This is a genomic window from Blautia sp. Sow4_E7 (genome assembly GCF_052116245.1).
Classification (GTDB): Bacteria; Bacillota; Clostridia; order Lachnospirales; family Lachnospiraceae; genus Blautia_A.
In genome coordinates this window covers 1-23,061 of sequence record NZ_JBQKLL010000035.1, presented here as the reverse complement: position 1 = coordinate 23,061, position 23,061 = coordinate 1, and the positions used below count along the sequence as shown (strand labels likewise).

Annotated in this window: 20 protein-coding genes; all 20 read left to right on the top strand. The window is 44.1% G+C overall.

All coding sequences use genetic code 11. The annotated features are described in order from the left end of the window. Nucleotides 1-108: 108 nt before the first annotated feature. The 20 genes from ACTQ50_RS15325 (at nt 109) to ACTQ50_RS15230 (ending at nt 22,860) form a co-directional block, all read left to right on the top strand. Nucleotides 109-1,158: a sialic acid TRAP transporter substrate-binding protein SiaP gene (locus ACTQ50_RS15325; RefSeq protein ID WP_226815171.1), complete on the top strand. Its 1,050-nt coding sequence runs from the start codon at nt 109-111 to the stop codon at nt 1,156-1,158. Nucleotides 1,159-1,391: 233 nt separating this feature from the next. Next, nucleotides 1,392-1,886, top strand: coding sequence for a TRAP transporter small permease (locus tag ACTQ50_RS15320; protein WP_173735351.1), 495 nt, complete (start codon nt 1,392-1,394; stop codon nt 1,884-1,886). Beyond that, the gene (locus ACTQ50_RS15315; protein ID WP_441484913.1) at nt 1,883-3,169 is read left to right on the top strand and encodes a TRAP transporter large permease; all 1,287 of its coding nucleotides are present in this window, start codon (nt 1,883-1,885) and stop codon (nt 3,167-3,169) included. The genes ACTQ50_RS15320 and ACTQ50_RS15315 overlap by 4 nt, the downstream gene beginning before the upstream one ends. 114 nt (nt 3,170-3,283) lie before the next feature. Continuing rightward, nucleotides 3,284-6,643, top strand: a complete 3,360-nt coding sequence (locus ACTQ50_RS15310; RefSeq protein WP_441484912.1) for a glycosyl hydrolase — start codon at nt 3,284-3,286, stop codon at nt 6,641-6,643. A gap of 56 nt (nt 6,644-6,699) precedes the next feature. Further along, on the top strand, nt 6,700-7,158 hold the full coding sequence (locus ACTQ50_RS15305) for a YhcH/YjgK/YiaL family protein (RefSeq protein WP_441484911.1): 459 nt from the start codon (nt 6,700-6,702) through the stop codon (nt 7,156-7,158). Nucleotides 7,159-7,360: 202 nt separating this feature from the next. Next, on the top strand, nt 7,361-8,005 hold the full coding sequence (locus ACTQ50_RS15300; RefSeq protein WP_441484910.1) for a hypothetical protein: 645 nt from the start codon (nt 7,361-7,363) through the stop codon (nt 8,003-8,005). 68 nt (nt 8,006-8,073) lie between these two features. Next, complete coding sequence (locus tag ACTQ50_RS15295) at nt 8,074-8,625, top strand: ECF-type riboflavin transporter substrate-binding protein (protein WP_441484909.1); 552 nt, start codon at nt 8,074-8,076, stop codon at nt 8,623-8,625. Between the two features lie 233 nt (nt 8,626-8,858). Beyond that, nucleotides 8,859-10,583, top strand: a complete 1,725-nt coding sequence (locus tag ACTQ50_RS15290) for an ABC transporter ATP-binding protein (RefSeq protein WP_441484908.1) — start codon at nt 8,859-8,861, stop codon at nt 10,581-10,583. Next, entirely contained in the window at nt 10,573-11,403 is an 831-nt protein-coding gene (locus ACTQ50_RS15285; RefSeq protein ID WP_441484907.1) for an energy-coupling factor transporter transmembrane component T family protein, read from the top strand. The genes ACTQ50_RS15290 and ACTQ50_RS15285 overlap by 11 nt, the downstream gene beginning before the upstream one ends. Before the next feature lie 322 nt (nt 11,404-11,725). After that, nucleotides 11,726-12,064: a type II toxin-antitoxin system RelE/ParE family toxin gene (locus ACTQ50_RS15280; RefSeq protein WP_226819839.1), complete on the top strand. Its 339-nt coding sequence runs from the start codon at nt 11,726-11,728 to the stop codon at nt 12,062-12,064. Further along, nucleotides 12,033-13,121, top strand: a complete 1,089-nt coding sequence (locus ACTQ50_RS15275; protein ID WP_441484906.1) for a HigA family addiction module antitoxin — start codon at nt 12,033-12,035, stop codon at nt 13,119-13,121. The genes ACTQ50_RS15280 and ACTQ50_RS15275 overlap by 32 nt, the downstream gene beginning before the upstream one ends. Nucleotides 13,122-13,165: 44 nt before the next feature. Further along, nucleotides 13,166-14,389, top strand: a complete 1,224-nt coding sequence (locus ACTQ50_RS15270; protein ID WP_441484905.1) for a M28 family metallopeptidase — start codon at nt 13,166-13,168, stop codon at nt 14,387-14,389. A gap of 1 nt (nt 14,390) precedes the next feature. After that, nucleotides 14,391-14,990: a class I SAM-dependent methyltransferase gene (locus ACTQ50_RS15265; RefSeq protein WP_226819842.1), complete on the top strand. Its 600-nt coding sequence runs from the start codon at nt 14,391-14,393 to the stop codon at nt 14,988-14,990. A 44-nt stretch (nt 14,991-15,034) separates the two neighbouring features. Beyond that, nucleotides 15,035-15,580: a hypothetical protein gene (locus ACTQ50_RS15260; protein ID WP_441484904.1), complete on the top strand. Its 546-nt coding sequence runs from the start codon at nt 15,035-15,037 to the stop codon at nt 15,578-15,580. 63 nt (nt 15,581-15,643) lie between these two features. Continuing rightward, entirely contained in the window at nt 15,644-15,865 is a 222-nt protein-coding gene (locus ACTQ50_RS15255; protein WP_226819844.1) for a hypothetical protein, read from the top strand. A gap of 204 nt (nt 15,866-16,069) precedes the next feature. Then, nucleotides 16,070-16,999, top strand: coding sequence for a cysteine synthase A (gene cysK / locus ACTQ50_RS15250; protein ID WP_441484903.1), 930 nt, complete (start codon nt 16,070-16,072; stop codon nt 16,997-16,999). A 284-nt stretch (nt 17,000-17,283) separates the two neighbouring features. Beyond that, entirely contained in the window at nt 17,284-18,108 is an 825-nt protein-coding gene (larE, locus tag ACTQ50_RS15245; RefSeq protein WP_441484902.1) for an ATP-dependent sacrificial sulfur transferase LarE, read from the top strand. Between the two features lie 269 nt (nt 18,109-18,377). Further along, on the top strand, nt 18,378-21,434 hold the full coding sequence (locus ACTQ50_RS15240; protein ID WP_441484901.1) for a glycoside hydrolase family 3 N-terminal domain-containing protein: 3,057 nt from the start codon (nt 18,378-18,380) through the stop codon (nt 21,432-21,434). Then, the gene (locus ACTQ50_RS15235) at nt 21,412-21,864 is read left to right on the top strand and encodes a hypothetical protein (protein WP_441484900.1); all 453 of its coding nucleotides are present in this window, start codon (nt 21,412-21,414) and stop codon (nt 21,862-21,864) included. Before ACTQ50_RS15240 ends, ACTQ50_RS15235 begins: the two co-directional genes overlap by 23 nt. A 69-nt stretch (nt 21,865-21,933) precedes the next feature. Next, on the top strand, nt 21,934-22,860 hold the full coding sequence (locus ACTQ50_RS15230) for a hypothetical protein (RefSeq protein WP_441484899.1): 927 nt from the start codon (nt 21,934-21,936) through the stop codon (nt 22,858-22,860). Nucleotides 22,861-23,061 lie beyond the last annotated feature (201 nt).

Sequence of the window (23,061 nt, the reverse complement as noted above, 5' to 3'; positions counted from 1 at the left end):
AGGCATATGCGAAAGGTATTTCTTAAGATTTGTAATTGGGGTTACAAATATACGTGAAAAAAAGGGAAACAAAAACACATAGTGTGTAAAAACCAGGAGGATGAGAGAATGAAAAAAAGATTAATGGCAGCAGTATTATCAACAGCTATGGCAGCAACAATGCTGTTAACAGGAAGCATCAGTGTACAGGCAGCAGATGCTGCTGCAGCAAATGACCCGGCAGTAGAGCTGATCTTTACATCAGTATCTGTAAGCGGTGACTCCCATACAGAGGCTATGTATGAGTTTGCAGATAAAGTAGAGGAATTATCCGGTGGTTCCGTAACATGTAAATGCTACGACAACGGTTCTCTGTTCTCTTCCGAGAACGAGTTTGATGCTCTTCTTAACGGAGATGCAGATCTGGCATATATTTCCTTCCCGACAATTGCAACACAGATTCCATCCTACAGCATGTTTGCTTCCGGATATCTGTTCAGCTCCTATGAGCATATGACAAGCGTTCTCAACGGTGACATCGGACTTAACAAGATCCGTCCACAGATTGAAGAGACACTGAACATCAAACCTCTTTCCAGCTTCTATCTTGGAAGCCGTGTAATCAACACAAGAGAGAAAGAAATCAACAGCTACGATGACATGAACGGATTACTTCTCCGTATGCCGAACTCCGAAGCATGGCTGTTCCTTGGTGAGGCACTTGGTGCAAACCCGACACCACTTTCCTTCAGTGAGCTGTATACTGCACTTCAGACTGGCGCTGTAGACGCACAGGATAACCCGCTTCCAAGTATCGAGAGTGCAAAATTCTATGAAGTAACAAAATACATCGCAATCACAAACCACGTTGTTGACTCCATTATGCCATGTATCAACGGTGACACATGGAACAGCATGACAGAGGCTCAGCAGGAAGCTGTTACTGAGGCTATGGAATATGCAAGAGACATAAACGATACAGCAAGACTTGACAGAGAAGCTGAACTGATCAAATTCTTTGAGGAGAAGGGACTTACTGTTACATATCCTGACATCAACGAGTTTAAAGAAAAAGTTCAGGCTAAGTACATGGAAAACGAAGATATGATCAAAGACTGGGATATGGATCTTTACAATGAAATCCAGGCTATGGCTGACACAACAACCGCAGAAGAGTAAACTGAATTGTCGTGACAACAGGCAGGACATAGTGATTCGCTATGGCTGACAGCAAAATTTGAGACATCTGTCTGACTTATAACAAAGAAAAGTCCCAGGCTGTGTGTACGGCCTGGGCTTTTTAACAAAAAACAGATTTTTTGGTTGTCTGCACAGTTGATACATTTTGCAGTAGTGGCTGCAAATGGGAACAAACCGATGGCAGAAAAGTAAATCTGAGAGGAGAGGAAACTGTGGATAATTTCAAAAAGATCGGGAAAAAAATCGTCGATTTCCTTGGCGTTTTTATTCCAAACATTACGTTTTTGGTAATTTTCCTTACCTTTATGGTAACGATCGTATCCAGATATTTTTTCAAAACCCCTGTAACATGGAGTTATGAGGTATCTGTTCTGGGTTACATGTGGACCATGTTCTTCGGCGTTGGTAAGGCAATGGAGGCTGATGAACACGTAGTATTTGGTCTGGTTTACGATGCTGTAAAACCTCGTACCCAGTTTATTTTTAAAGTAGTTTACAATACATTTCTTTTAATCCTGCTGGTAATCTGTTTTGTACCGTGTTTCCAGTCCATGGTTGGAAAGAAAATGGTGACAGGAGTTCTGAAGCTTCCATATACAGTTGTTTTTGCACCATTTATGTATATGCTGGCTGAGATCATTGTCAGAACCTGTATCAATATCAGAAATGCATTTAAAGAATACAAGGAAGGAGGAAAAGAATCATGAGTATGCCGATTATTATGTTGTTTGTGGTTATGGCTATCTGCTTCATAATCCGTATGCCTGTTTCTTTCTCCATGCTTGCAGCTTCTATTACATATTTTCTGCTTGCAGCTCCGGACAAACTGGGCCAGGTATTTACCGTTATCACTGGTAACATGTTTGCAAACTATACCATGCTTGCAGCGCCGCTGTTTATTTTCATGGCAAACGTGCTGAATGAAGGTGAGGTAACAGACAAGCTGTTCTCCTTCTGTAATGGTCTTCTTGGAAGATTAAAAGGTGGTACAGCACAGGTTAACGTATTTATTTCCCTTATTTTCTCCGGTATGACTGGTTCTGCTATCGCAGATGCTTCCGGTATTGGTCTGATGGAGATCGACCAGATGAAAAAAGAGGGCTACGACGCAGAGTTCAGCTGTGCCATCACAGCCGCTTCTGCAACAGTAGGACCGGTTTTCCCACCAAGTATTCCGATGGTTATTTACGCCATGTTATCTGGCGCTTCCATTGGTAAGCTGTTCATGGGCGGTATGGTTCCTGGCGTTTTACTTGCCATTCTTCTTATGGTCTATGTTGCGTTTATTTCTCATAAGAGAAATTATCCGGCAGGTGTGGTCATGAGCAAGAGAGAGTTCCTGAAGGCTACATTGCAGGCTCTTCCGGCACTGTTTACAGTTGTTATTCTTCTTGGTGGAATTTATTCCGGTATCTGTACTCCTACAGAGGCTGGTGCTGTTGCTTCTGCATATGCACTGATCATCTCTGCACTGGTTTACAAAACACTGGGATGGAAAAAGCTTTGGGGTATCATCAAGAAATCCGCTGCTAACACAGCTACACTGGCTCTGCTTTGCGGAACTTCCATGCTGTTCTCTTACATCATCTCTCTGGAGCAGGTTCCGAGAGTTGTTGCAAGCCTGGTTATGGGAATCACAGATAACAAGTACATTTTCCTGTTTATCGTAAACATCGTATTCCTGCTTCTTGGCTGCGTACTTGACGTAAGTACGATCCAGCTGGTTTTTGTACCGATGGTTCTTCCGCTGGTACAGGCTATGGGTATTGACCTTGTTCATTTCGGCGTTGTAATCTGCCTGAACATGATGATCGGTCTTTCCACTCCGCCATTTGGTATGCTGTTGTTTATTGTTTCGGGACTTGGAAAAACGAAGATCAAGGGTGTCATACGGGAGATTTTGCCGATGGTACTTATCATGATCGGTCTGTTGTTCCTTGTAACTTATGTACCGGATATTATTATGTTTATACCTAACAACTTCATGTAAAATATGAACTTGGGTAGTAGAAAAGGGACTGTTTTGCAGTCCCTTTTCGTGTGTTTTGGAGAGCTGCGAAAGCGGTTGGGACTGTGTGTTGGACGATAAGAGGAGGACATGAAGATGGGCACATTAGATGAGGTAAAGGGATTGATCGGGAATCCACCGAAGGAGTATCGGAGTGCTCCGTTCTGGGGATGGAATGATAAGCTGCAGAAGGAGAATCTGGGAGAGCAGATCAAGGGATTTAAAAAGGCTGGAATGGGTGGATTTTTTATTCATTCCCGTGAGGGGCTGGAGACGGAGTATCTTTCCACAGAGTGGATGGAGGATGTGAAGTTTTGTGTGGATAAAGCCCGGGAAAACGATCTGGAGCTGTGGATATATGATGAGGATAAGTGGCCATCGGGGGCTGCGGGAGGTATGGTTAGCAGGGAAAATCCACAGGAGTTTACGGCAAGGGCGCTGACGATGGAGTGTGGGAAGGCTGGGGAACTGGCAGTTGAACAAAATATGGAGACGGAATTTCTGCAGGGCGTTTATGTGATCCGGACCGAGGTGGATGACAGATTTATTAAAAGGATGAAAGAATATCCTACCTATGAAGAGGCTGTCGGGGCTTGTGGCGAGGATGAGGAGATTCTGATCCTGCGACAGGAGATTTCCGGGAAGAGTGAGTGGTATAACGGGTTAATGCCGCCGGATAATCTGAATCCGGAGAGTGTAAAGACATTTTTGAAATTGACACATGAGCATTATGAAGAGGTCTTTGGCGGTTCTTTTCCAAAAGAGGTGAAGGGCTTTTTCACAGATGAGCCTAACTGCTGTGACTTCTTCAGCGTGTTCCATGAGGGCAGACCCTGGATTCCGTGGAGCATTGGATTTACAGAGTATTTCATTGGGAAAAGGGGATACGATCCGCAGGAGAAGCTGCCGTATTTGTTTTTCGATGGAGAAGGGGCTGAGAAGATCCGTCACGATTATTGGAAGACAGTGGCACAGCGCTTTGAAGAGAGCTATATGAAGCAGGTTTATGAATGGTGTGATGAAAGAGGACTTCGTACCACAGGACATATTTTGTATGAGAACGACCTGGGCTATCAAACCCGTGTGTGCGGCGCTGCCATGCCTCAGCTTCGTTATCTGCACAATCCTGGGATTGACCTTCTTGGCGCACAGACGGATGAGTATCTGACGGTGAAGCAGTGCGCCAGTGTGGCACATCAGTATGACCGTTCCATGACCATCAGTGAGGCCTACGGCTGCACTGGCTGGGAGCTGGACTTTTCCATTCAAAAGTGGCTGGGGGACTGGCAGTTCGCATTAGGAATTACGAGACGGTGTCAGCATCTTGCTTTGTATTCTATTACTGGCTGCCGAAAGAGAGATTATCCGCCAGTTTTCAACTATCAGAATACCTGGTGGGAAGATAATGATAAGATGGAGAATTATTTTGGCCGTCTGGCTCTGTGTCTTTCCCAGGGGGAGCCAGTGCGGAAGGTATTGATGATCCATCCGATCTCCAGCATCTGGACCGAGTGCCGCAGTGACCGGGCAGAGGACTTCAATCATCTGGAAATGAACATGGGCTGGCTGGATGAGCATATTACGTCTTTGAACCGAAAGGGTGAGTATTATAACCGGATCGCAAAAGCGCTGACGGCCGGGCATGTGGATTTTGACTTTGGCGACGAGATTCTGCTGGAGCAGGATGGAAAAGTTGAGGATGGAAAGTTCGTGGCTGGAAAGTGCAGCTATCAGGTAGTCGTGGTTCCGGGAGTGAAGAATCTGTTTGCAAATACAGTGAAGCTGCTGAAGGAGTTTCTTGCAGCTGGCGGAACGGTGATCTGGCTGAAGCCTTATCCAGTGATGGTTGAGGGGGAGAAGATCGGTAGAAAAAATTGCCTGGATGAGAGTGCTGACTGCGCAAGTGTAAATGGAGATGCTAATGGCTGCAAAAATGACAGTGAGGAATATGGTGATATTCGTGATCTGCTGGGAGCGGAAGCGTTTGTTCATACAGTTGAGCATGAATGGGAGCTGACCGAAGCTGTGGTGAAATGCACCGGAAAAGACTTCACTGTGCGAAACGCCAGCGGAGCAGAAGATGGTGAGATTCTTTCCATGCTGAGGAAGACTGAGGACGGTCACATTCTTTTCCTGACAAACCATGATAGAAACAACGAACATCAAGTTTACATAAAACTGAACTGCGGGAATATTGTGGAAGAGCTTAATCCGCTGACTGGGGAAGTATTTGAGGTGGAGACGGTTGCTGATGGAGATGGCGTTTGTTTCACCAGGACATTTGCGACGGGGATGAGCAGGATTTATTTTGTGAAGAAAGGGGCTTCTGGGGAAAATGTAAGTGGATGTGGAGCTTCCTTCCCATACCGCCATCCGCATTACACAGACCCGGTGCTGGCAACTTTCGGCCCGGATGCAAAGTTCAGAAGAACGATGGAGAATGTGCTGACGATAGACAGATGTACTTATGAGCTGGGAGAGAAAACTGGAAGTGTGGAGATATTGGCTGGTGCAGGAGAGAATATGATAAGTGCACAGGATATTGACGCAATTGTAGAGCTGGTATCAGAATCCAGACATGGCGGTGTACTGTCGGGAACCGGTGTTGGCGAGTCCGCAGAAATGGAAATCTGGCAGGCGCAGCGGGAAATCCGTGAAAAGCTTTCTATGCAGCAGGTTTATTACAACGGCGCGCCGCAGCGCTATACCTGGGTAGACCAGCCGCACCCGGCAGATGGAACACCTTTTGCTATGCATTTTAGATTTAACGTATTGGAGGAGATTTCGGGCGAGTGCAGCTTTGTTATTGAGAAACCTTATGGTCTGGAAGTTTACTTTGATGGTGAGAAGTGTGAGGAAACCGGTGAATGGTTTATTGATAAAGATATGCGCTGCTTCGGGCTTCCAGCTTTAAGTAAGGGTGAGCACCAGATTACAATAAAAGGCAGCTACGACCAGAAGCGGGAGCTGGAAGATGTATTTGTAATTGGAAATTTTGCTGTGGACATGGACGGTAACATTTCCCTGGAAAAAGAAATCCTACATACGGGTGACTGGAGCATGCAGGGTTATGTAAACTACCCTGGCGGCATGATCTACCAGTATAAGGTGCCGCAGTTAATTTCTGATAAGCAGGTTCTTCTTCACCTTGGTGAATGGAGTGGTACACTTCTGAAAGTGCGAGTAAACGGCAAAGAAGCAGGTTTCCATTTCGAGAAGAAGCACTGCATCACCGATGTAACCGGTCTCTTCGAAAGCGAGGAAAACACCCTGGAAATCGAAATCTCCGGCAGTCCCCGTAATATGTTCGGTCCTTTCCACCAGTCCTACACAGGCTGCAGCCGAATCAGCTGGGCTGACTTCCGCACCGAGGGAATGTTCCACACTGACGGAAAAGTGTTGAAGCCTTATGGAATGATGGGGCAGAGTTATATTTGTGAATATGAAGAGCAGTAAGAGAGAGAAATGATTTAATAGCAAACTATAAAATTATCAGGAGGATTTGATTTACCATGATAGCAGATTACGCAGACAAACTGAATACATACGAGGAATTCAAAGACTACGCTGACATGGTTCAGCAGTTCATCAAAAGACAGAAAGAAGAGAACCTTCCAGAAGGCAGATACGACCTGGAAAACGGCATTTTTGCGTTGGTGCAGAAATATAACACCAAGCCCCTGGAAGGTGCTCAGATGGAATCCCATAAGAAATATTGCGATCTTCAGTATATCGTAGAAGGCACTGAAAAAATCTACTGGGCTTCTCTTCGCAAGCTTACGGTAGAAGACGACCGCACCCCGGAAGCTGACATCATTTTCTACAAAAGCGGTCCAGAGCAGGGCTACACTCTCCTGGAGTCCGGCATGTTCGGCTTCTACGCCCCCGAAGACGGCCACATGCCCTGCATCGCCGTAACCGATTGCCAGCCAGCGGCAAAAATCGTATTTAAGATCCCGGTAAAAGGCTGAAAATCTGGGTATAATATATGAAAATTGAAATATGATGAGAATCCCCTTGGATAGATAAAAAGAAAATTTTTAAAATCTATTTAAGGGGATTTTATTATATATAAATTCAAAAGCGAATTTGAAAATAAGAACAAAAAGTGAATAATATGTAATCGTGGAAGGTCCGTCTGATGATGAGGCACTGGGAGTTATTTTGAATCGGTTGTATGATAAGAATGCTGTATATGTGGAAATTACCCATGGAGATATTACTTCAAGAAATGGCGTTACCGTGGGAAATATTGCATCAAAAATTGGAGATATGATACGCGGATACGCAAATGCAAACCATTATAAAGTTGGTGATTTTCAAGAAGTAATACATCTTATTGACATGGATGGGGCATTTATTCCTAGTTCGCTGATTGTGCAGGATGAAAATGCTATAAAACCTTTTTATACAGAAAATGAAATTAAATCAGCACAGCCAGATCAGATCCTTTTGCGAAATGCAAGAAAAAGTGAAAATATAAATCGCATTTGCCTGATGGGAAAAGTATGGGGATCAGTTCCATATCGAGCTTATTATATGTCTGCAAATCTGGACCATGTACTGTATAATAAGCTAAACAGTTCTGATAAGGATAAAGAAAATGATGCATTTTTATTTGCCAAAAGATATAAAGACCATTTGGACGAATTTCTTCAGTTTATAGCAGATTCCGATTTTTCTGTAGTTGGGGATTTCAAGGAATCCTGGGAGTTTATAAAAGAGGGAAAGCATTCTCTGGAAAGGCATACGAATCTGAGAATTTGTTTTAAGAAAATAAGAGAAGAGAGAACAGTCAATCCTTGTGTTATAGATTGACAAGCTCTTTTCTGAAAGCGTATACTATAGCATGTTAAAAGCTTTCAAACACATAGGAGGAAAGAGTTATGAAAAACAACAACAGTATCAAAACCGTAGTTGCCATCGGTATCGGTGCGGCACTGTTCTTTGTGCTGGGACGTTTTGTGGCAATCCCGAGTCCGGTTCCGAACACAAACATCAGCCTTCAGTATGCTGTGCTGGGACTTCTTGCAGCAATGTACGGTCCGGTTGCAGGCGGACTGATCGGCTTCATCGGACATACCCTGATCGACCTGTCCTGGGGTGGAAGCCCATGGTGGAGCTGGGTTATCACATCTGCATTTGTAGGTGTTGTAGTCGGTCTGTTTGCTAAGAAGCTTCAGGTTCAGGAAGGCGATTTCGGCAAAGGCAAAGTTGCAGTTTTCACAGTTGCAAATGTGATCGCACATGTTGTAGGCTGGGTAGTGGTTGCCCCGGTACTTGACATTGTGATCTACGCTGAGCCGGCAAACAAAGTATTCGCACAGGGTGCATTCGCTGCTGTATCCAACACCATCACAGGTGTGGTAGTCGGCGGACTTCTGATCCTGGCTTATACAAAGACAATTGCAAAGAAAGGTTCTCTGGATCAGGAATAAGCTGGCAGGAGAATTCGTGAAAGATCTTGCTATGGGGAAACTCATGGCAGGGTCTTTTTTTACGTAAAAATAAGATAAACTTTGGTTAGAAATTTTATTGTAGATTTGAAGAAATCGTGTTATCCTTTTGAGATGGTGTAAGATGTATGATACACTGATTCGTAAAGACACAAACAGTTATATTCCGAAATCTGGTGATTGAGATTCGGGATATCTATTTTTTGAGGTACTATATGACAGAGAAAAAATCTCCTCTTATTTCTTTCAAAAACTTTTCTTTCCAGTACCGGGCGCAGAAAAAGCCTACGCTGAAAGAAATCAATCTGGATATTTACTCTGGCGAGCGCGTGCTGATCGCAGGCCCCTCCGGCTGCGGGAAAAGTACTCTGGCAGGCTGTATCAATGGTCTGAATCCTTTTTCCAATCCGGGAGAGTGCAGCGGCCAGCTTCTTGTAGATGGTGTGGATGCTCCGAAGAGCAGTATTTTTCAGCTTTCCGCACATGTGGGAACGGTTCTGCAGGATCCGGATGGCCAGTTTATCGGGCTGACAGTTGGCGAGGATATTGCGTTTGCTTTGGAGAACAGCTGCATGCCCCAGGACGAAATGCATGAGATCACCCGTCACGCGGCAGAGCTGGTTGGCATCCAGGACCATCTGGGCTACGCGCCCCATGAGCTTTCCGGCGGACAGAAGCAGCGTGTCAGTCTGGCGGGGGTAATGGTAGACCAGGTAAAGATCCTGCTTTTTGATGAGCCGCTGGCGAATCTGGATCCGGCCACCGGTAAGCAGACTATTGAGCTGATCGACGAAATTCAGGAAAAAACGGATACCACGGTTGTGATCATTGAGCACCGTCTGGAGGATGTGCTTTGGCGGGATGTGGACCGTATCATCCTTATGGGGGACGGCCGGATCCTGGCGGATCTTCATCCAAATGAGCTGCTTTCTACCAGCCTTCTGGAAGAAAACGGAATCCGCGAACCCCTTTATCTGACAGCCATGCGCTATGCAGGCGTGGAGATCGCTCCTGAGAAAAAGCCTGCCCATGTAGATTCCGTAGTGCTTGACGCAGCGGATCAGCAGAAGGTGGCGGACTGGTTCCAGGCGCGTCCGGCAGCAGAGGCTGTGAATGAGAGTGAGCCGCTGCTTGAGGTGAAAAATCTCAGCTTTGGATATGAGAAAAACCAGCAGACTTTGCGGGATGTGTCCCTCACGATCCGAAAGGGTGAAATGGTCAGCATTGTTGGCAAAAATGGTGCTGGCAAATCTACTTTTTCCAAGCTGGTCTGCGGTTTCGAGACACCAGATTCCGGGGAAATCCTTTTCTGGGGAAAAGATTTATTACAGGAAAATATCCGTCACAGAGCCAAATATATCGGTTATGTTATGCAAAATCCCAACCAGATGATCTCCAAGACCATGATCTTCGACGAGGTTGCACTTAGCCTTCGGAATATGGGAAAAAGCGAGGAAGAGATCCGGGAAAAAGTGGAGGAGACCTTGAAGGTCTGCGGACTTTTCCCATTCCGGAACTGGCCTGTTTCCGCGCTTAGCTTCGGGCAGAAAAAACGTGTGACCATTGCCAGTGTGCTGGTGCAGGATCCGGAGCTGATCATTTTGGACGAGCCGACGGCGGGACAGGATTTTCACCATTATACAGAGATTATGGAGTTCCTTCGCGGGCTGAATGAAAAAGGGGTAACAGTTGTGATGATTACCCATGACATGCATCTGATGCTGGAGTATACGCCGCGGGCGCTGGTTTTTGCAGATGGCAGGCTGATCGCGGACAGAAGTGCGGCAGCAGTGCTGTGCGATCCGGAGCTGATACACCAGGCTGCGTTGAAGGAAACCAGCCTTTTTACCCTGGCGAACCAGCTGGGAATCAGTCCTGCTGAAGAGTTTGTACAGCGTTTCATTGAGGAGGACAGGGAGGTGAGAAGTCATGGCCGCTAAGACGGTATTGAATTATCTGCCAAGGGAAAGTGTGATTCACAAACTGACCGGAACTACCAAGCTGGCCTTTTTCCTGCTTTTTACCTTTGCAAGTATGCTCACTTATAATACCTGGGTGTTGTTAGGGCTGTTTGCAGTGAGTCTGGCAGCATTTAAGCTGAGTAAGATCAAGTTTCGTGAAGTTCGGTTTATGATGATTTTCATGCTGGTATTTCTGCTGCTGAACAATCTGTTTATTTTCCTGTTTGATCCAAATCAGGGAACCACATTGTACGGAACTAGACATGTGCTCTGCCATTTGTTCTGGCGGTATGATCTGACTGCAGAGCAGCTGTTTTATATGCTGAATATTTCTCTGAAATATTTTGTAGCGCTGCCGGTTGCGATTTTATTTATTTCTGCAACGAATCCAAGTGAGTTTGCTGCAAGCCTGAATAGTATTGGAATTTCCTACAAAGTGGGTTATTCTGTGGCGATTGCGCTTCGTTATATTCCTGATATTCAGCGTGACTACCACAGCATCAGCCAGGCTCAGCAGGCAAGGGGCGTAGAGCTTGGAAAAAACGAGCACTTTTTTGCCCGGTTGAAGAATTCGGTGAATATTCTTCTGCCGCTGATCCTCACCAGCCTGAACCGGATTGACACTATTTCCAATGCCATGGAACTGCGTGGGTTCGGAAAGGATAAGAAGAGAACGTGGTATATGAAGAGACCTTTTGAGAAAAGGGACTTCGTGGCAATTGGAGTTGGGGTGGTACTGCTGGTAGTCAGCCTGACGGTGACTATACGGTGGGGGAGATTTTATAATCCGTTTGTGTGAGAATAGGGAATATGATAAGAGAGATAGATGGCTGTGCGAGGGGCCCGCATGGCCATTTTTTATGGCAAAATATGGGGCTTGTGTGTCGTAAAATGTCGAACGATTTTTGTTGAAAAGGTGCATATTTTATCTAATAATAATATAGAAACTTATCACCGTAGAAGGCACATTATAGTGTGTTGACTTGTTACTGTTTACAAATCATATTTCGGAGAATAGATTGAACCTGTAAAAAATTTATACAGGGAATAAATTGACAACTCTGGAATATAATGATACAGTTATATTAACCAAATGGTTAACTTGAAGAGGTACTATATTATTGAAAATAACATATGCTAATAGTAAAGTAGAGAAATATTTTACCGATTATAGAAAATTGCAAAAGAAGCTGCCTACTGAGTGGGTTAGAACCATAAAGAAACATATGGACAGACTTGAAGCTGCAGAACATTTTGGAGATTTTTTAGCGTTAGGGCTGGGGAAACCGGAACCTTTAACTGGTTATCCCAACATAAGGTATTCGCTACATGTGGCAGCAAATGTCCGGCTTATTTTGGAGCCAAACGCTACACAGGATACAGTTATGATCTGTACAGAAATAGAAGTGGAGGGAGTGAGTGATTACCATGGCAGTAAAGAAAATTGGTATATCCCGTGAATTGATAATACATCCCGGGGAAACAATTGCAGATGTTTTAGAAGATCGTGGAATTACACAGGCCGAATTAGCAGCCAGAACTGGGGTTTCAACTGCATATGTGAGCAATGTTATCGCAGGAAAAAAAGATATTTCTGCAAATTTTGCTTTTAGTTTAGAATATGCGTTGGGAGTTCCAAAATCCTTTTGGCTTAATTTGCAGGCTAATTACGATGCCGAATTGTTGGAGCTTAATAAAGAACAAAGCATTACAGAAGAAGAACGGAGTGCGAGAGAATCTTTAAAAGATATTGTGAAATATCTTCGCCAAAAAGGAAGACTTCCCATAGGTGAAAAAAAGGATGAATCAATATTATCTTTGCGAAAAGAATTACAGATTAGTAATCTTGCATGTTTAAAAGATATTGTGCCAAACGGGGCATTTAGAATGGCAAATAATGCAGTTGATCCATATGTGTTAGGTGCTTGGATCATAATGTGCCAAAATACAGCAGACAGCCAGAGAATTTATCCTCAATTCGATGTTTTACAAATCAATCAGCTGATAAATGAGATTAAAAGCATCATGCGAAATCCAAACGCAAATATCCAAAAAGAATTAAAGGAAACAATGGCTTGTTATGGCATTGACTTTTCGGTTGTAAAAAATTTTCGGGGAGCTCCGGTTCAGGGCTATATAAAGCAAAAGAAAGATAAAACATATCAGATGGTGCTTACGATAAGAGGTGCATATGCAGATATATTCTGGTTTTCCTTATTCCATGAATTAGGTCATATTGTGAATGGAGATATCGGAAAGACGAATAAATTTGTGGATGATGGGTCTGATGAAGAGAAGGAAGCTGCTGCTGATTTATTTGCGAGAGATAAAATTATAGATAAAGATAAATACACAGAATTTGTTAATGGGCATGACTATAGTATTGAAGCGATTAAGAAATTTGCTGAATCACAAAAAGTAATGCCCTATATGGTGATTGGACGTTTGCAGAAAGAAAAGTATTTGGATTATAAATGCTTCAGCAGATATAAATTGAGGTATAAGTGGGCGGAGTAAGAAATATAAACGTATATAACACATTCACAAAGGAGAAAACCATCATGAATTTAACCAATATTTTCGAATCCACCGATTTTGTCCACGCAAGTGGCACGAAGGAGGAACTGCAGGTTGCAGAGTTTCTGAAAGCGCAGTGTGAGGAACTGGGAGTACCTGCTCATCTGGAGGCTTTTCGGGTTGCTATGGGAGAGATTGAATCTGCGCATTTGTTTGCAGATGGGAAGGAAATCACCTGTAAGGCATTTAACTGCTGTGGCAGTGGCAGCGTAGAAGGAGAGCTTTACTATATGCCGGGAACTGATCCTGTTTCCATAGCAGGTGCAAAAGATAAGATTGTACTGATGGACACTCAGGGAGTTGGATTTTTTGTTTATCAGGACCTGATGAAAGCAGGAGCAAAGGGAATTATTTTCCAGTACGGAAATATGTATTATCCAAATACAGATATTGACCAGCGCGATCTGCGCGAGGCCGTTGTAGGTAAAGAACGGAAAGTTCTTTGTGCCATGATCCATTCCAGCCAGGCTCTGGAGCTGGTGAAAAATAAGGTGAAGAACATTCGTCTGGAGATTTCCCAGAAAGAGTACGACGGGGAGTCCCACAATGTAATTGCAGAGCTTCCGGGCAAACGGGACGAGTTTATTGTGCTTAGTGCCCATTACGATTCCACTTCTTTATCTCACGGCGCTTATGACAATATGAGTGGCTGCGCAGGCTTGCTTGGAATTATGGAACAGCTGAAGGGAAAAGAACTGAACTATGGTCTTCGTTTCGTATTCTGCGGAAGTGAAGAGAGAGGGCTTCTGGGCTCAAAGGCCTATGTGAATGAGCATAAAGAGGAACTGGACAAAATAGTGCTGAATATTAATCTGGATATGATTGGAACCTACATGGGTAAATTTATCTCCTGTGTTTCCGCAGAGGATAAGCTGGCACATTATATTTCTTACATGGCAGCAGAAATCGGTTTTCCAATTGAGGCAAAGACCGGAGTATATTCCAGTGATTCTACACCTTTTGCAGACAGCGGGATTCCGGCTCTCTCTTTTGCCAGGATTGCCAGCTCCAATGTGGCACCAATCCATTGCCGATACGATGTGAAGGATGTTATGTCCATGGAGCAGCTTCAGTGGGATATTGATTTTCTGGTGAAGTTTACAGAACGTTTTGCAAATGCAGCAGTGTGTCCGGTTGCAAGGGAGATTCCGGAGAAAATCAAGAAAGAACTGGATGAGTATCTTGCAAGAAAAAGAAAAGAGCAGTAGGATGAATACAAGTGAAACCAGATGGGACAAACTCCTGAAGATCAAAACCTCTGGCCGGGATGATTCCCGGTCGGACCAGTACCGTTATCCTTACGAGCCGACGCCCTATTCCGTGTTGGAGCGCCTGGCAAACAGCGGATATATCCGCAAGAAGAATGTACTTCTGGATTACGGCTGCGGCAAAGGCAGAGTGGAGCTTTTTATGACGTATCAGACGCGCTGCCATGCCATTGGAATTGAATATGATGACAGGATTTTTGCAACTGCCTGCGAAAATAAAAAGAGTGGGATTTCCGGTGAGCGCACTACATTTTTACTGGAAAATGCGGAGAATTACCAGGTTCCCATTGAAGTGGACCGCGTCTTTTTCTTCAACCCGTTTTCCATTGAGATCCTCAGGAAAGTGATCGCCGCAGTAACTGCTTCTTGCTATGAGAACCCTCGGGAACTGCTGCTGTTTTTCTATTATCCCCAGAACGAATATATTTCCTATCTGATGACAGTGGATGAATTAATGTTCGTAGATGAAATCGACTGCCGTGACCTGTTCGATGGGGAAAATTCACGGGAGAGGATTGTGATTTTTGAGGTCAGTATTTAGGAAGGGAACAGCAGGGCTCCCCAAAGCAACAAAGGAGGCATCCTATGAGTTACATAACCACATACACGAGAAAACATTTTGATCCGGTGCATCCGGAAGCAGAGAAAATTGATATTCTGGACATTGCGCATGCGTTGCCCCTGATCTGTCGGGGAAATGGGCATGTGAGTTCTTTCTGGTCTGTCGGGGAGCATTGTATTTGCTGCGCGAAGGAGGCACTGGGGCGAGGCTATTCCAAGCGTCAGGCATTGGCTTGCCTTTTGCACGATGCAAGTGAATGCTATATGTCAGATGTGCCGCGTCCGTTGAAGCAGGAGATGCCACGGTACAGGGAAGTAGAAGATCAGCTTTTGCAGGTGATTTATGAGAAGTTTTTGGGAAGCGGTCTGACAGATGAGGAAGGCCGGTGTCTGAAAGAAATTGATGATGACCTTCTTTGGTATGATTTAGAGGTTCTTCTGGAAGACAAACAGTCGGGGGAGGCTCCGAAACTGCATATTGAACTGGATTATACAGTGCGGCCGTTTGCAGAGGTGGAACAGGAATATCTGGAACTATTTAAAGAATTATATAATGAGCAGACAAGTTGATTAAACGCGCTCAAAGAAAATATAGTGACATGGCAGAATACAGAAAAAGGAGAAAACTATATTATGGGAAAAATCATTGATTTATCAGCAGTGCTTGAGAAAGAGGAAAAATTACAGCAGGTGGCAGATTACATGGAAGAGCTGAAGAACCAGTTCTCCGAGCTGATCCAGGAGTATGAGGATGATGGAGTGGATGCAAGAAAGGTTGATACGTTGACGGAGGCCTTGGACGCATTGGAAGATGCGTATGATATGGTATGCGAAGTCGTGGAAGATGGAAAATAAATCCTAAAAACCTATTGACATAGTGGGTTAATGATGGTATTATCCATTTAACAAATAAATAACCAAGTAAATCAATAAGAAATAAGGACAATCGATTTTGCAGAAGTAAACAGGCGGTGTCACAGTTCTGGTTAAACCCAGTAATATAGCGACATCATCGTCAATAAATTTGAAGCGGCCAGAAGCGCCGGGAAAGGAATGGATATGGCATACTATAAGGGAACACTTGGATTAATTGGAAACACCCCACTTGTAGAGGTTACAAATATTGAGAAGGAGCTTGGACTGGAAGCTACTGTTCTTGTGAAGCTGGAATACTTTAACCCGGCAGGAAGTGTTAAGGACAGAATCGCCAAAGCCATGATTGAGGATGCAGAGCAGAAAGGAATCCTGAAGGAAGGTTCCGTAATCATCGAGCCAACTTCTGGAAATACCGGAATCGGTCTTGCATCTATCGCAGCTGCCAAGGGTTATAGAATCATCCTCACCATGCCAGAGACCATGAGTGTTGAGCGCAGAAACATTCTGAAAGCATACGGCGCAGAACTGGTTCTTACCGATGGAACCAAGGGAATGAAGGGAGCTATTGCCAAGGCAAGTGAGCTTGCAGTAGAGATTCCGAACAGCTTTATCCCGGGACAGTTTGTGAACCCGGCGAACCCTGCAGTACACAAGGCTACTACAGGTCCGGAGATCTGGAAGGACACCGAAGGCAAGGTTGATATCTTCATCGCAGGTGTTGGTACAGGCGGAACTCTTACAGGAACAGGTGAGTATCTGAAAGAGCAGAACCCGGATGTGAAGATTGTAGCACTTGAGCCAGCTACCTCTCCGGTATTATCTGAGGGAAAAGCAGGCCCGCATAAGATTCAGGGAATCGGCGCCGGTTTTGTTCCGGATGTTCTGAATACAAAAGTTTATGATGAGATTTATAAAGCAGAGGCTGATGAGGCATTTGCCACAGCGAAGCTTCTAGCACACAAAGAAGGAATCCTGGTTGGAATCTCTTCCGGTGCTGCATTAAGCGCTGCAATCGAGTATGCGAAGAAACCTGAGAACAAGGGTAAAGTGATCGTAGCCCTTCTTCCAGATACAGGTGACAGATATTACTCTACACCACTGTTTACTGAGTGATTTCTATATATTATTATAAAGAAAATAAAAGGACTGCCGTAAGTGACTGCTTCAAGCAATTTCACTCCGACAGTCCTTTTTCTGAGAAATGCCATCTTATACTTAAACCCCAGTTCAACTAATCCGATTGACATACTGGGGGATTCTATAGTAACATGAACCAAATGCTAATTTAGTGTGTTGAGTACTGGAAATTGGAAGTCAATCAGTTCCAGCCAGTACACAGCATTTGAACAACTTTTAACCCACTAACTAGCACCAACCTGTCATAGGAGAATAACAATATGAGTGAAATCACTGCAACCAAAGAACAGCAGAATAAATATGAAACCCTGAAAGAATACTTACGCAGCCTTGGCAGCGCGGCCGTTGCTTTTTCAAGCGGTGTGGACTCCACATTCCTGTTGAAAACTGCCCATGACGTACTGGGCGATAAATGTATCGCGATTACAGCTATGTCCTGTTCTTTTCCAAAAAGAGAACTGGAAGAGGCAAAAGCCTTCTGTGAAAAAGAGGGAATCCGCCATATTACAGTAGAGTCCGAGGAATTGGAAATTGAGGGCTTCTGTCAGAATCCAGCCAATCGTTGCTATATCTGTAAGAAAGAGTTATTTGAGAAAATTTGGGACATTGCCAGAAAAGAAGGGCTGAATGCAGTGGCAGAAGGCTCCAATATGGATGACAACGGCGATTACAGACCTGGTTTACAGGCAGTTGCAGAGCTTGGAGTTAAGAGCCCGCTGCGCCACAGCGAATTATATAAAGAAGACATCCGCGCCCTGTCCAAAGACCTTGGCCTTCCCACCTGGGAGAAACAGTCCTTTGCCTGTCTTTCTTCCCGTTTTGTGTACGGCGAGACCATCACTAAGGAGAAACTTGGCATGGTAGACAAAGCAGAGCAGTTGCTTCTGGATCTGGGATTTCATCAGCTGCGTGTGCGTATTCATGGTACACTGGCGCGAATTGAAGTACTGCCAGATGAATTCCAGAAAGTTCTGGAGAACCGCAACCAGATCGTGAAAGCTTTCAAAGAATATGGCTTTACATACGTGACCATGGATCTCCAGGGATACCGCATGGGAAGTATGAACGAGACACTGAAGAAGTAAAATTGTCCAACGGTGGAGTGGCGTACTTGGGGAAAGACTCCACCGTTGGCAAAAATACCAATATATAAAGCTGACATTATAATCATTTACAAACATTTCTTATTTTCTTTCGGGTTATTACCCATTTTCACAATCCCTAATTTGATATAAAATCCCTTTCTTCTGTCCATTCGCGCCACAAATCCTGTCATCCATGCCATTTTCTTTTATTCCTAATTTAACTCCGTTAAGATAAGTCCAGAATAAAAAAGGGAGGCAAAAGAAAAGGAATGAACAAAAAAAGAAGTCACATTTTTCGTGGACTTGCCAGCATTTTCCTCGCGTTTACAGTGCTGTTTGGAACAGTGATGTCAGTGGCACTGAGCTGGGAAGGCAGGGTAAACGAGCTTCTGGGAGTTTCAGATGATACTTTCGCAAGAAGCCAGGACCCGGATGACTATTATTACAAATCCGACTATGAAGATCCGGCAGATCTGATCAAAGCGGAGATTGCTTTGAACACGAGAATGGAAGCAGAAGGTGCGGTGGCATTAAAAGGCACACCTGCTGTAGACGGAACCGGAGTGACCTTATTCGGAATGAGAAGCCAGGCCATGCAGTATGGCGGCTCCATGGGTTCTCTTGTAGAAAGCAAACAGGCAGTGCGTCTGGCTGACGCATTGGAGGAATACGGATTTTCCGTGAACCCGGATATGGTTTCTTTCTACGAAAGCATGGAAGAAAACTATGCGCCAACAAAGGCTGCCGGTGGTAACTGTGTGGATATCAATAAGGGTTCCACAGTAAATGAAGTTCCCGTAAAAGAATACTTCGCAGTTTCCCCAGACTCTATGGAAGGCTACAAAGATGCCGCGGTAGTTGTCCTGGGAAGAGATGCCGGAGAGGGCGCATGTTTCTACCCGGGTGAAGATGGAACCGCAGATCCAGACGAGTTTTCCAATAGTCCTACAGGAAATATCCTGAGCCTGTCAAATGCAGAGCGTGCATTGATTAATTATGTTGAAAATCAGGGCTTTAAAAAAGTGATCGTTCTTCTGAACTCTGCATGTGCAATGGAGATTGAAGAACTGAAACAGGATGACGCAGTAGACAGTATCCTCTGGATCGGAAATCCAGGCTGCTATGGAACATACGGAATCGCACAGCTTCTGAAAGGAGACGTGCTTCCATCCGGACATCTCACCGATACCTATGCAGTGAACTCTGCACTTGCACCTGCAATGAGAGATTACGGTGCATACGTATTTACAAATGCAGACGATATTGACACATCTTCCAACAACGCCCTGCGAAGCAGATGGTATCTGGCAGAAGAAGAGAGCATTTACATTGGCTACAAATATTATGAAACCCGTTACTTCGATTCTGTTCTTGAACAGGGAAATGCATCTCAGGCTTTGACCGGTGAGACTGCAGATGGCGGAAAAGTATGGGATTATGACAATGAAGTATCCTACAGCTTTGGATATGGCGTAGAAGGTTCCTCTTTCTCCGAGGAGATTACCGATGCGAAAATCGACTGGAGTGGGGAAACTCAGTCCGAAGTTACGGTAAAAGTAACAAACACCGGCGACAATGCAGCGAAACATGCAGTTCAGCTTTATGTTTCCCTTCCATACACTGATTATGACAAAGAAAATGGTGTGGAAAAATCTGCAATTCAGCTGGTTGGATATGGAAAAACAGGAGAGGCACAGGAAAATTCCTTCGAGGATGTAGTTCTTCTTGAGCCAGGAGAAAGCGAAGATGTGACTGTCACATTTACCGCAACCGACTTGTATTCCTATGATATGACTTATGAACATGATGATGTAACTGGTGCATACATTCTGGAAGCTGGAGATTATTATTTTGCAACTGGAAATGGCGCCCATGATGCAGTCCAGGGAGTTCTGAAGGAACAGTATCCGGACAAAATGAAAGATACAGAGCCGACAGGTGATGTTTATAAAGAGACTGTTGATTCTGAGATGACTTTAACAGAATCAAACGAAACTACTGTTCAGAACCAGCTTACAGACGGTGACCTGAACTCCTATAATTGCGGTACAGAGATCACTTATTTGAGCCGTAATGACTGGGCACATACTTTCCCGGTTGGAATCGGAGAAATCACAGCAACAGAAGAGATGATTGCTCTTCTTCGCAATGAAATCTATGACAAAGAAGCAGAAAATGCTGCATATGAAGGCGAGACTGAATTTACATACGGTGCGGACAACGGCGTGCAGGCAATTGCACTTAGAGGGCTGGACTATGACGATCCACTGTATGACAAAGTTCTTGATGAAGTAAGTCTTCAGGATATGTTAAACACATATTGTTCGCTTATGAATTCAAATGAAGATATTGTCATGCCAAAGGAAAATGGAGCAGACAGCCCGGTGGGGTTACTTGGAACTATTGGCAAATATACTGCGGGAACTCTTTATGAGGTAGCAGAAGACGATCCTTCCTATGGACATTCCACTGCAGTATATGTAAGTGAAAATGTAGTGGCAGCAACCTTCAGCCCGGAGCTTTCCAGTGAGCAGGGACGTCTGATTGGAAATGCAGGTTTGTGGGATGGCTATACGGGATGGAATGCACCAGGACTGAACATTCACAGAAACCAGTACAATGCCCGTAATCTGGAATATTATTCTGAAGACCCAATTCTGACAGGAACAATGGGATCCAATGTTTACAGGCAGGCGGTAGCATACGGAATGGTAGTTGCAGGAAAACACTTTGCATTTAATGATCAGGAAACAAATAGAGATGGTCTTGCAGTATTCCTCAGTGAACAGGCTGCAAGAGAAAATGAACTTCGTGGTTTCCAGATTGCATTTCGCGATGGAAATGCCAATAGCTTAATGACAGCTTTTAACCGTCTTGGCTGTACACATGTGGGGGCAAGCAAAGGTTTGATGAATGGCATTCTCCGTGGCGAGTGGGGATTTAAAGGATATGTAATTACAGACTCTGTAAAATCTTCCCAGTATTTCCTTCCATCTGAGTGTCTTGTTGCAGGAAATGACAGGATGCTTGGTGGCTCCAACAATGTTTCCGTATGGGGGTACACAGAGGATGAAGTGGCTGATGATATGGTGATCCAGGCGGGAGTAAGAGAATCTTATCACAGATACCTGTACACTTATGTAAACAGCAGTGTCATGAATGGAATTTCAGAGAAAACAGATGCGACCGGAGTGATTGCATGGTGGATTCTGGCACTGCAGCTGGCAATGGGAATCAGCTTTGTACTATTTGTAGTATTCCTGGTGCTGTTTATTTTGAAATACAGAAAGGAGCGTAAAAACAATGAATCAGAAAAAATTCAGTAAGCTGGAATTTGCAATGGAAGTTCTGGCATTGCTCCTGAATGTGGCTGGGCTGGTGCTTTTTGGCGTCAGCTATACCACTGGATATTATACCTTTGGTGAAATGAATTCATTGATGATTCTTTCCTTTTTCCTGGTTGGAATGGGAATGGAGCTGTTCTCTCTGGTTGCCATGGCAAAATGGGGAGACAAAATGTGGACACGTTTTCTTACCTTCGCAGTAACTGCATTACTGGCAGCAGGTGCAATTTTGTTGATTGGTGACAGAGTAGAGGGAATTGGAAACTGTGTGATTACAGATTATGACTCCGGTCATGGTGGCGAGGAAGCAATTTATTATTCACTTGCAGCTTCAGGAGCAATGCTTCTTGGAATGATTTTCAATGTTGTGGGAAGCTTTTCCAAATCACCGGAGATCAAAATTGAGAAGTAAAACAAAGGGATAAATATGTTAAGCACAGGTGAAAGCCTGAAAAATAAAGAGAAAATGGAGGATTTTCAAATGAAAAAAGCAACAGCGATTTTAACAGCAGGAATTATGGCAATGGGAGTTATCACCAGTGGGGTTACCGTTTTTGCAGAGGAAACAGAGGAGAAAACCTACAGCGTAACTTATAACATGAATAACGGAAATGCAGAAGATATGCCGGAATTTCAGTTTCTGAGCGGAAATATGAAGGGAATGGTTTCCAATGAAAGCCGTTTATATGTTGAAATTGATCTTACACTTGACGGAAAAGATGCATATAAACTTACTTCTGACTGTTATGTATTGGAGAATGGTAAAAAGGCTGAAATTGGTGATGATACAGGAATTGGACTGACATTGACTACAACTGCCGAGGGAACTTATACAGATAATGGTGATGATACTGTAACTATCAGTACTCCGGAACATGTACATCATGATATGCTCACAGATACTTATTCTGTACAGATGAAACAATCTGTGGGAATGAATGTTCTTGGAAATGAAGAGGACGGTTCTTATGATAGTGATGATCTTCCAGAGCTGACTTCTATGGTTCCAGAGACAATCTTTACTTTAAACGATAAAGATGAAATTGTAACTTATAATTACCTTCATCCGGAAGACTATGAGACAAAAGACGATGCCGAAAAAACGGACACAGCAGAAGCTGGTAATGAGCTGATCGCAATTCCAAGTGACGACGAAGCCACAACCTTTACACTGTTTGACAATGGAACCTATGAATTCTACTTCGCAAGCTACGATGTAAAAGATAATGGAACATACGCATACGATGCAGATTCCCAGACTCTTACCATTACAGATGCAAATGGAAAAGAAACTACTTCCACAGTTGATGGTGACAATGTAAAATTCCACTATGAATACAGCGAGAGTAATCAGCTTACAGGTGATTTCACAGTAGAGGCAGCTGCACTTGCAGACGCAGTAAAATAAGTTCCAGAGTTGTTGACCGGGCGTAAAGTGAACGGTAAACGCTATTTCCAAACAAGTTCCAAACAGGCTTCCGGTTATCTGGAAGCCTGTTTCAGATTGTAGACAAAGCCCTGCTTTTGCAGGGTTTTGCTATTGTTGGAACCGCTTTTCTGATATAATAAATATCAGAAGGGCGGTGTTTTTTATGATGACGAAAAATGC

What these genes read in the sequence shown, in the direction of transcription:
- ACTQ50_RS15325 (WP_226815171.1), top strand. Translation starts at nt 109, where the DNA reads ATGAAAAAAAGATTAATGGCAGCAGTATTATCAACAGCTATGGCAGCA.
- ACTQ50_RS15315 (WP_441484913.1), top strand. Translation starts at nt 1,883, where the DNA reads ATGAGTATGCCGATTATTATGTTGTTTGTGGTTATGGCTATCTGCTTC.
- ACTQ50_RS15310 (WP_441484912.1), top strand. Translation starts at nt 3,284, where the DNA reads ATGGGCACATTAGATGAGGTAAAGGGATTGATCGGGAATCCACCGAAG.
- ACTQ50_RS15305 (WP_441484911.1), top strand. Translation starts at nt 6,700, where the DNA reads ATGATAGCAGATTACGCAGACAAACTGAATACATACGAGGAATTCAAA.
- ACTQ50_RS15295 (WP_441484909.1), top strand. Translation starts at nt 8,074, where the DNA reads ATGAAAAACAACAACAGTATCAAAACCGTAGTTGCCATCGGTATCGGT.
- ACTQ50_RS15290 (WP_441484908.1), top strand. Translation starts at nt 8,859, where the DNA reads ATGACAGAGAAAAAATCTCCTCTTATTTCTTTCAAAAACTTTTCTTTC.
- ACTQ50_RS15285 (WP_441484907.1), top strand. Translation starts at nt 10,573, where the DNA reads ATGGCCGCTAAGACGGTATTGAATTATCTGCCAAGGGAAAGTGTGATT.
- ACTQ50_RS15275 (WP_441484906.1), top strand. Translation starts at nt 12,033, where the DNA reads ATGGCAGTAAAGAAAATTGGTATATCCCGTGAATTGATAATACATCCC.
- ACTQ50_RS15270 (WP_441484905.1), top strand. Translation starts at nt 13,166, where the DNA reads ATGAATTTAACCAATATTTTCGAATCCACCGATTTTGTCCACGCAAGT.
- ACTQ50_RS15265 (WP_226819842.1), top strand. Translation starts at nt 14,391, where the DNA reads ATGAATACAAGTGAAACCAGATGGGACAAACTCCTGAAGATCAAAACC.
- ACTQ50_RS15260 (WP_441484904.1), top strand. Translation starts at nt 15,035, where the DNA reads ATGAGTTACATAACCACATACACGAGAAAACATTTTGATCCGGTGCAT.
- ACTQ50_RS15255 (WP_226819844.1), top strand. Translation starts at nt 15,644, where the DNA reads ATGGGAAAAATCATTGATTTATCAGCAGTGCTTGAGAAAGAGGAAAAA.
- cysK (WP_441484903.1), top strand. Translation starts at nt 16,070, where the DNA reads ATGGCATACTATAAGGGAACACTTGGATTAATTGGAAACACCCCACTT.
- larE (WP_441484902.1), top strand. Translation starts at nt 17,284, where the DNA reads ATGAGTGAAATCACTGCAACCAAAGAACAGCAGAATAAATATGAAACC.
- ACTQ50_RS15240 (WP_441484901.1), top strand. Translation starts at nt 18,378, where the DNA reads ATGAACAAAAAAAGAAGTCACATTTTTCGTGGACTTGCCAGCATTTTC.
- ACTQ50_RS15235 (WP_441484900.1), top strand. Translation starts at nt 21,412, where the DNA reads ATGAATCAGAAAAAATTCAGTAAGCTGGAATTTGCAATGGAAGTTCTG.
- ACTQ50_RS15230 (WP_441484899.1), top strand. Translation starts at nt 21,934, where the DNA reads ATGAAAAAAGCAACAGCGATTTTAACAGCAGGAATTATGGCAATGGGA.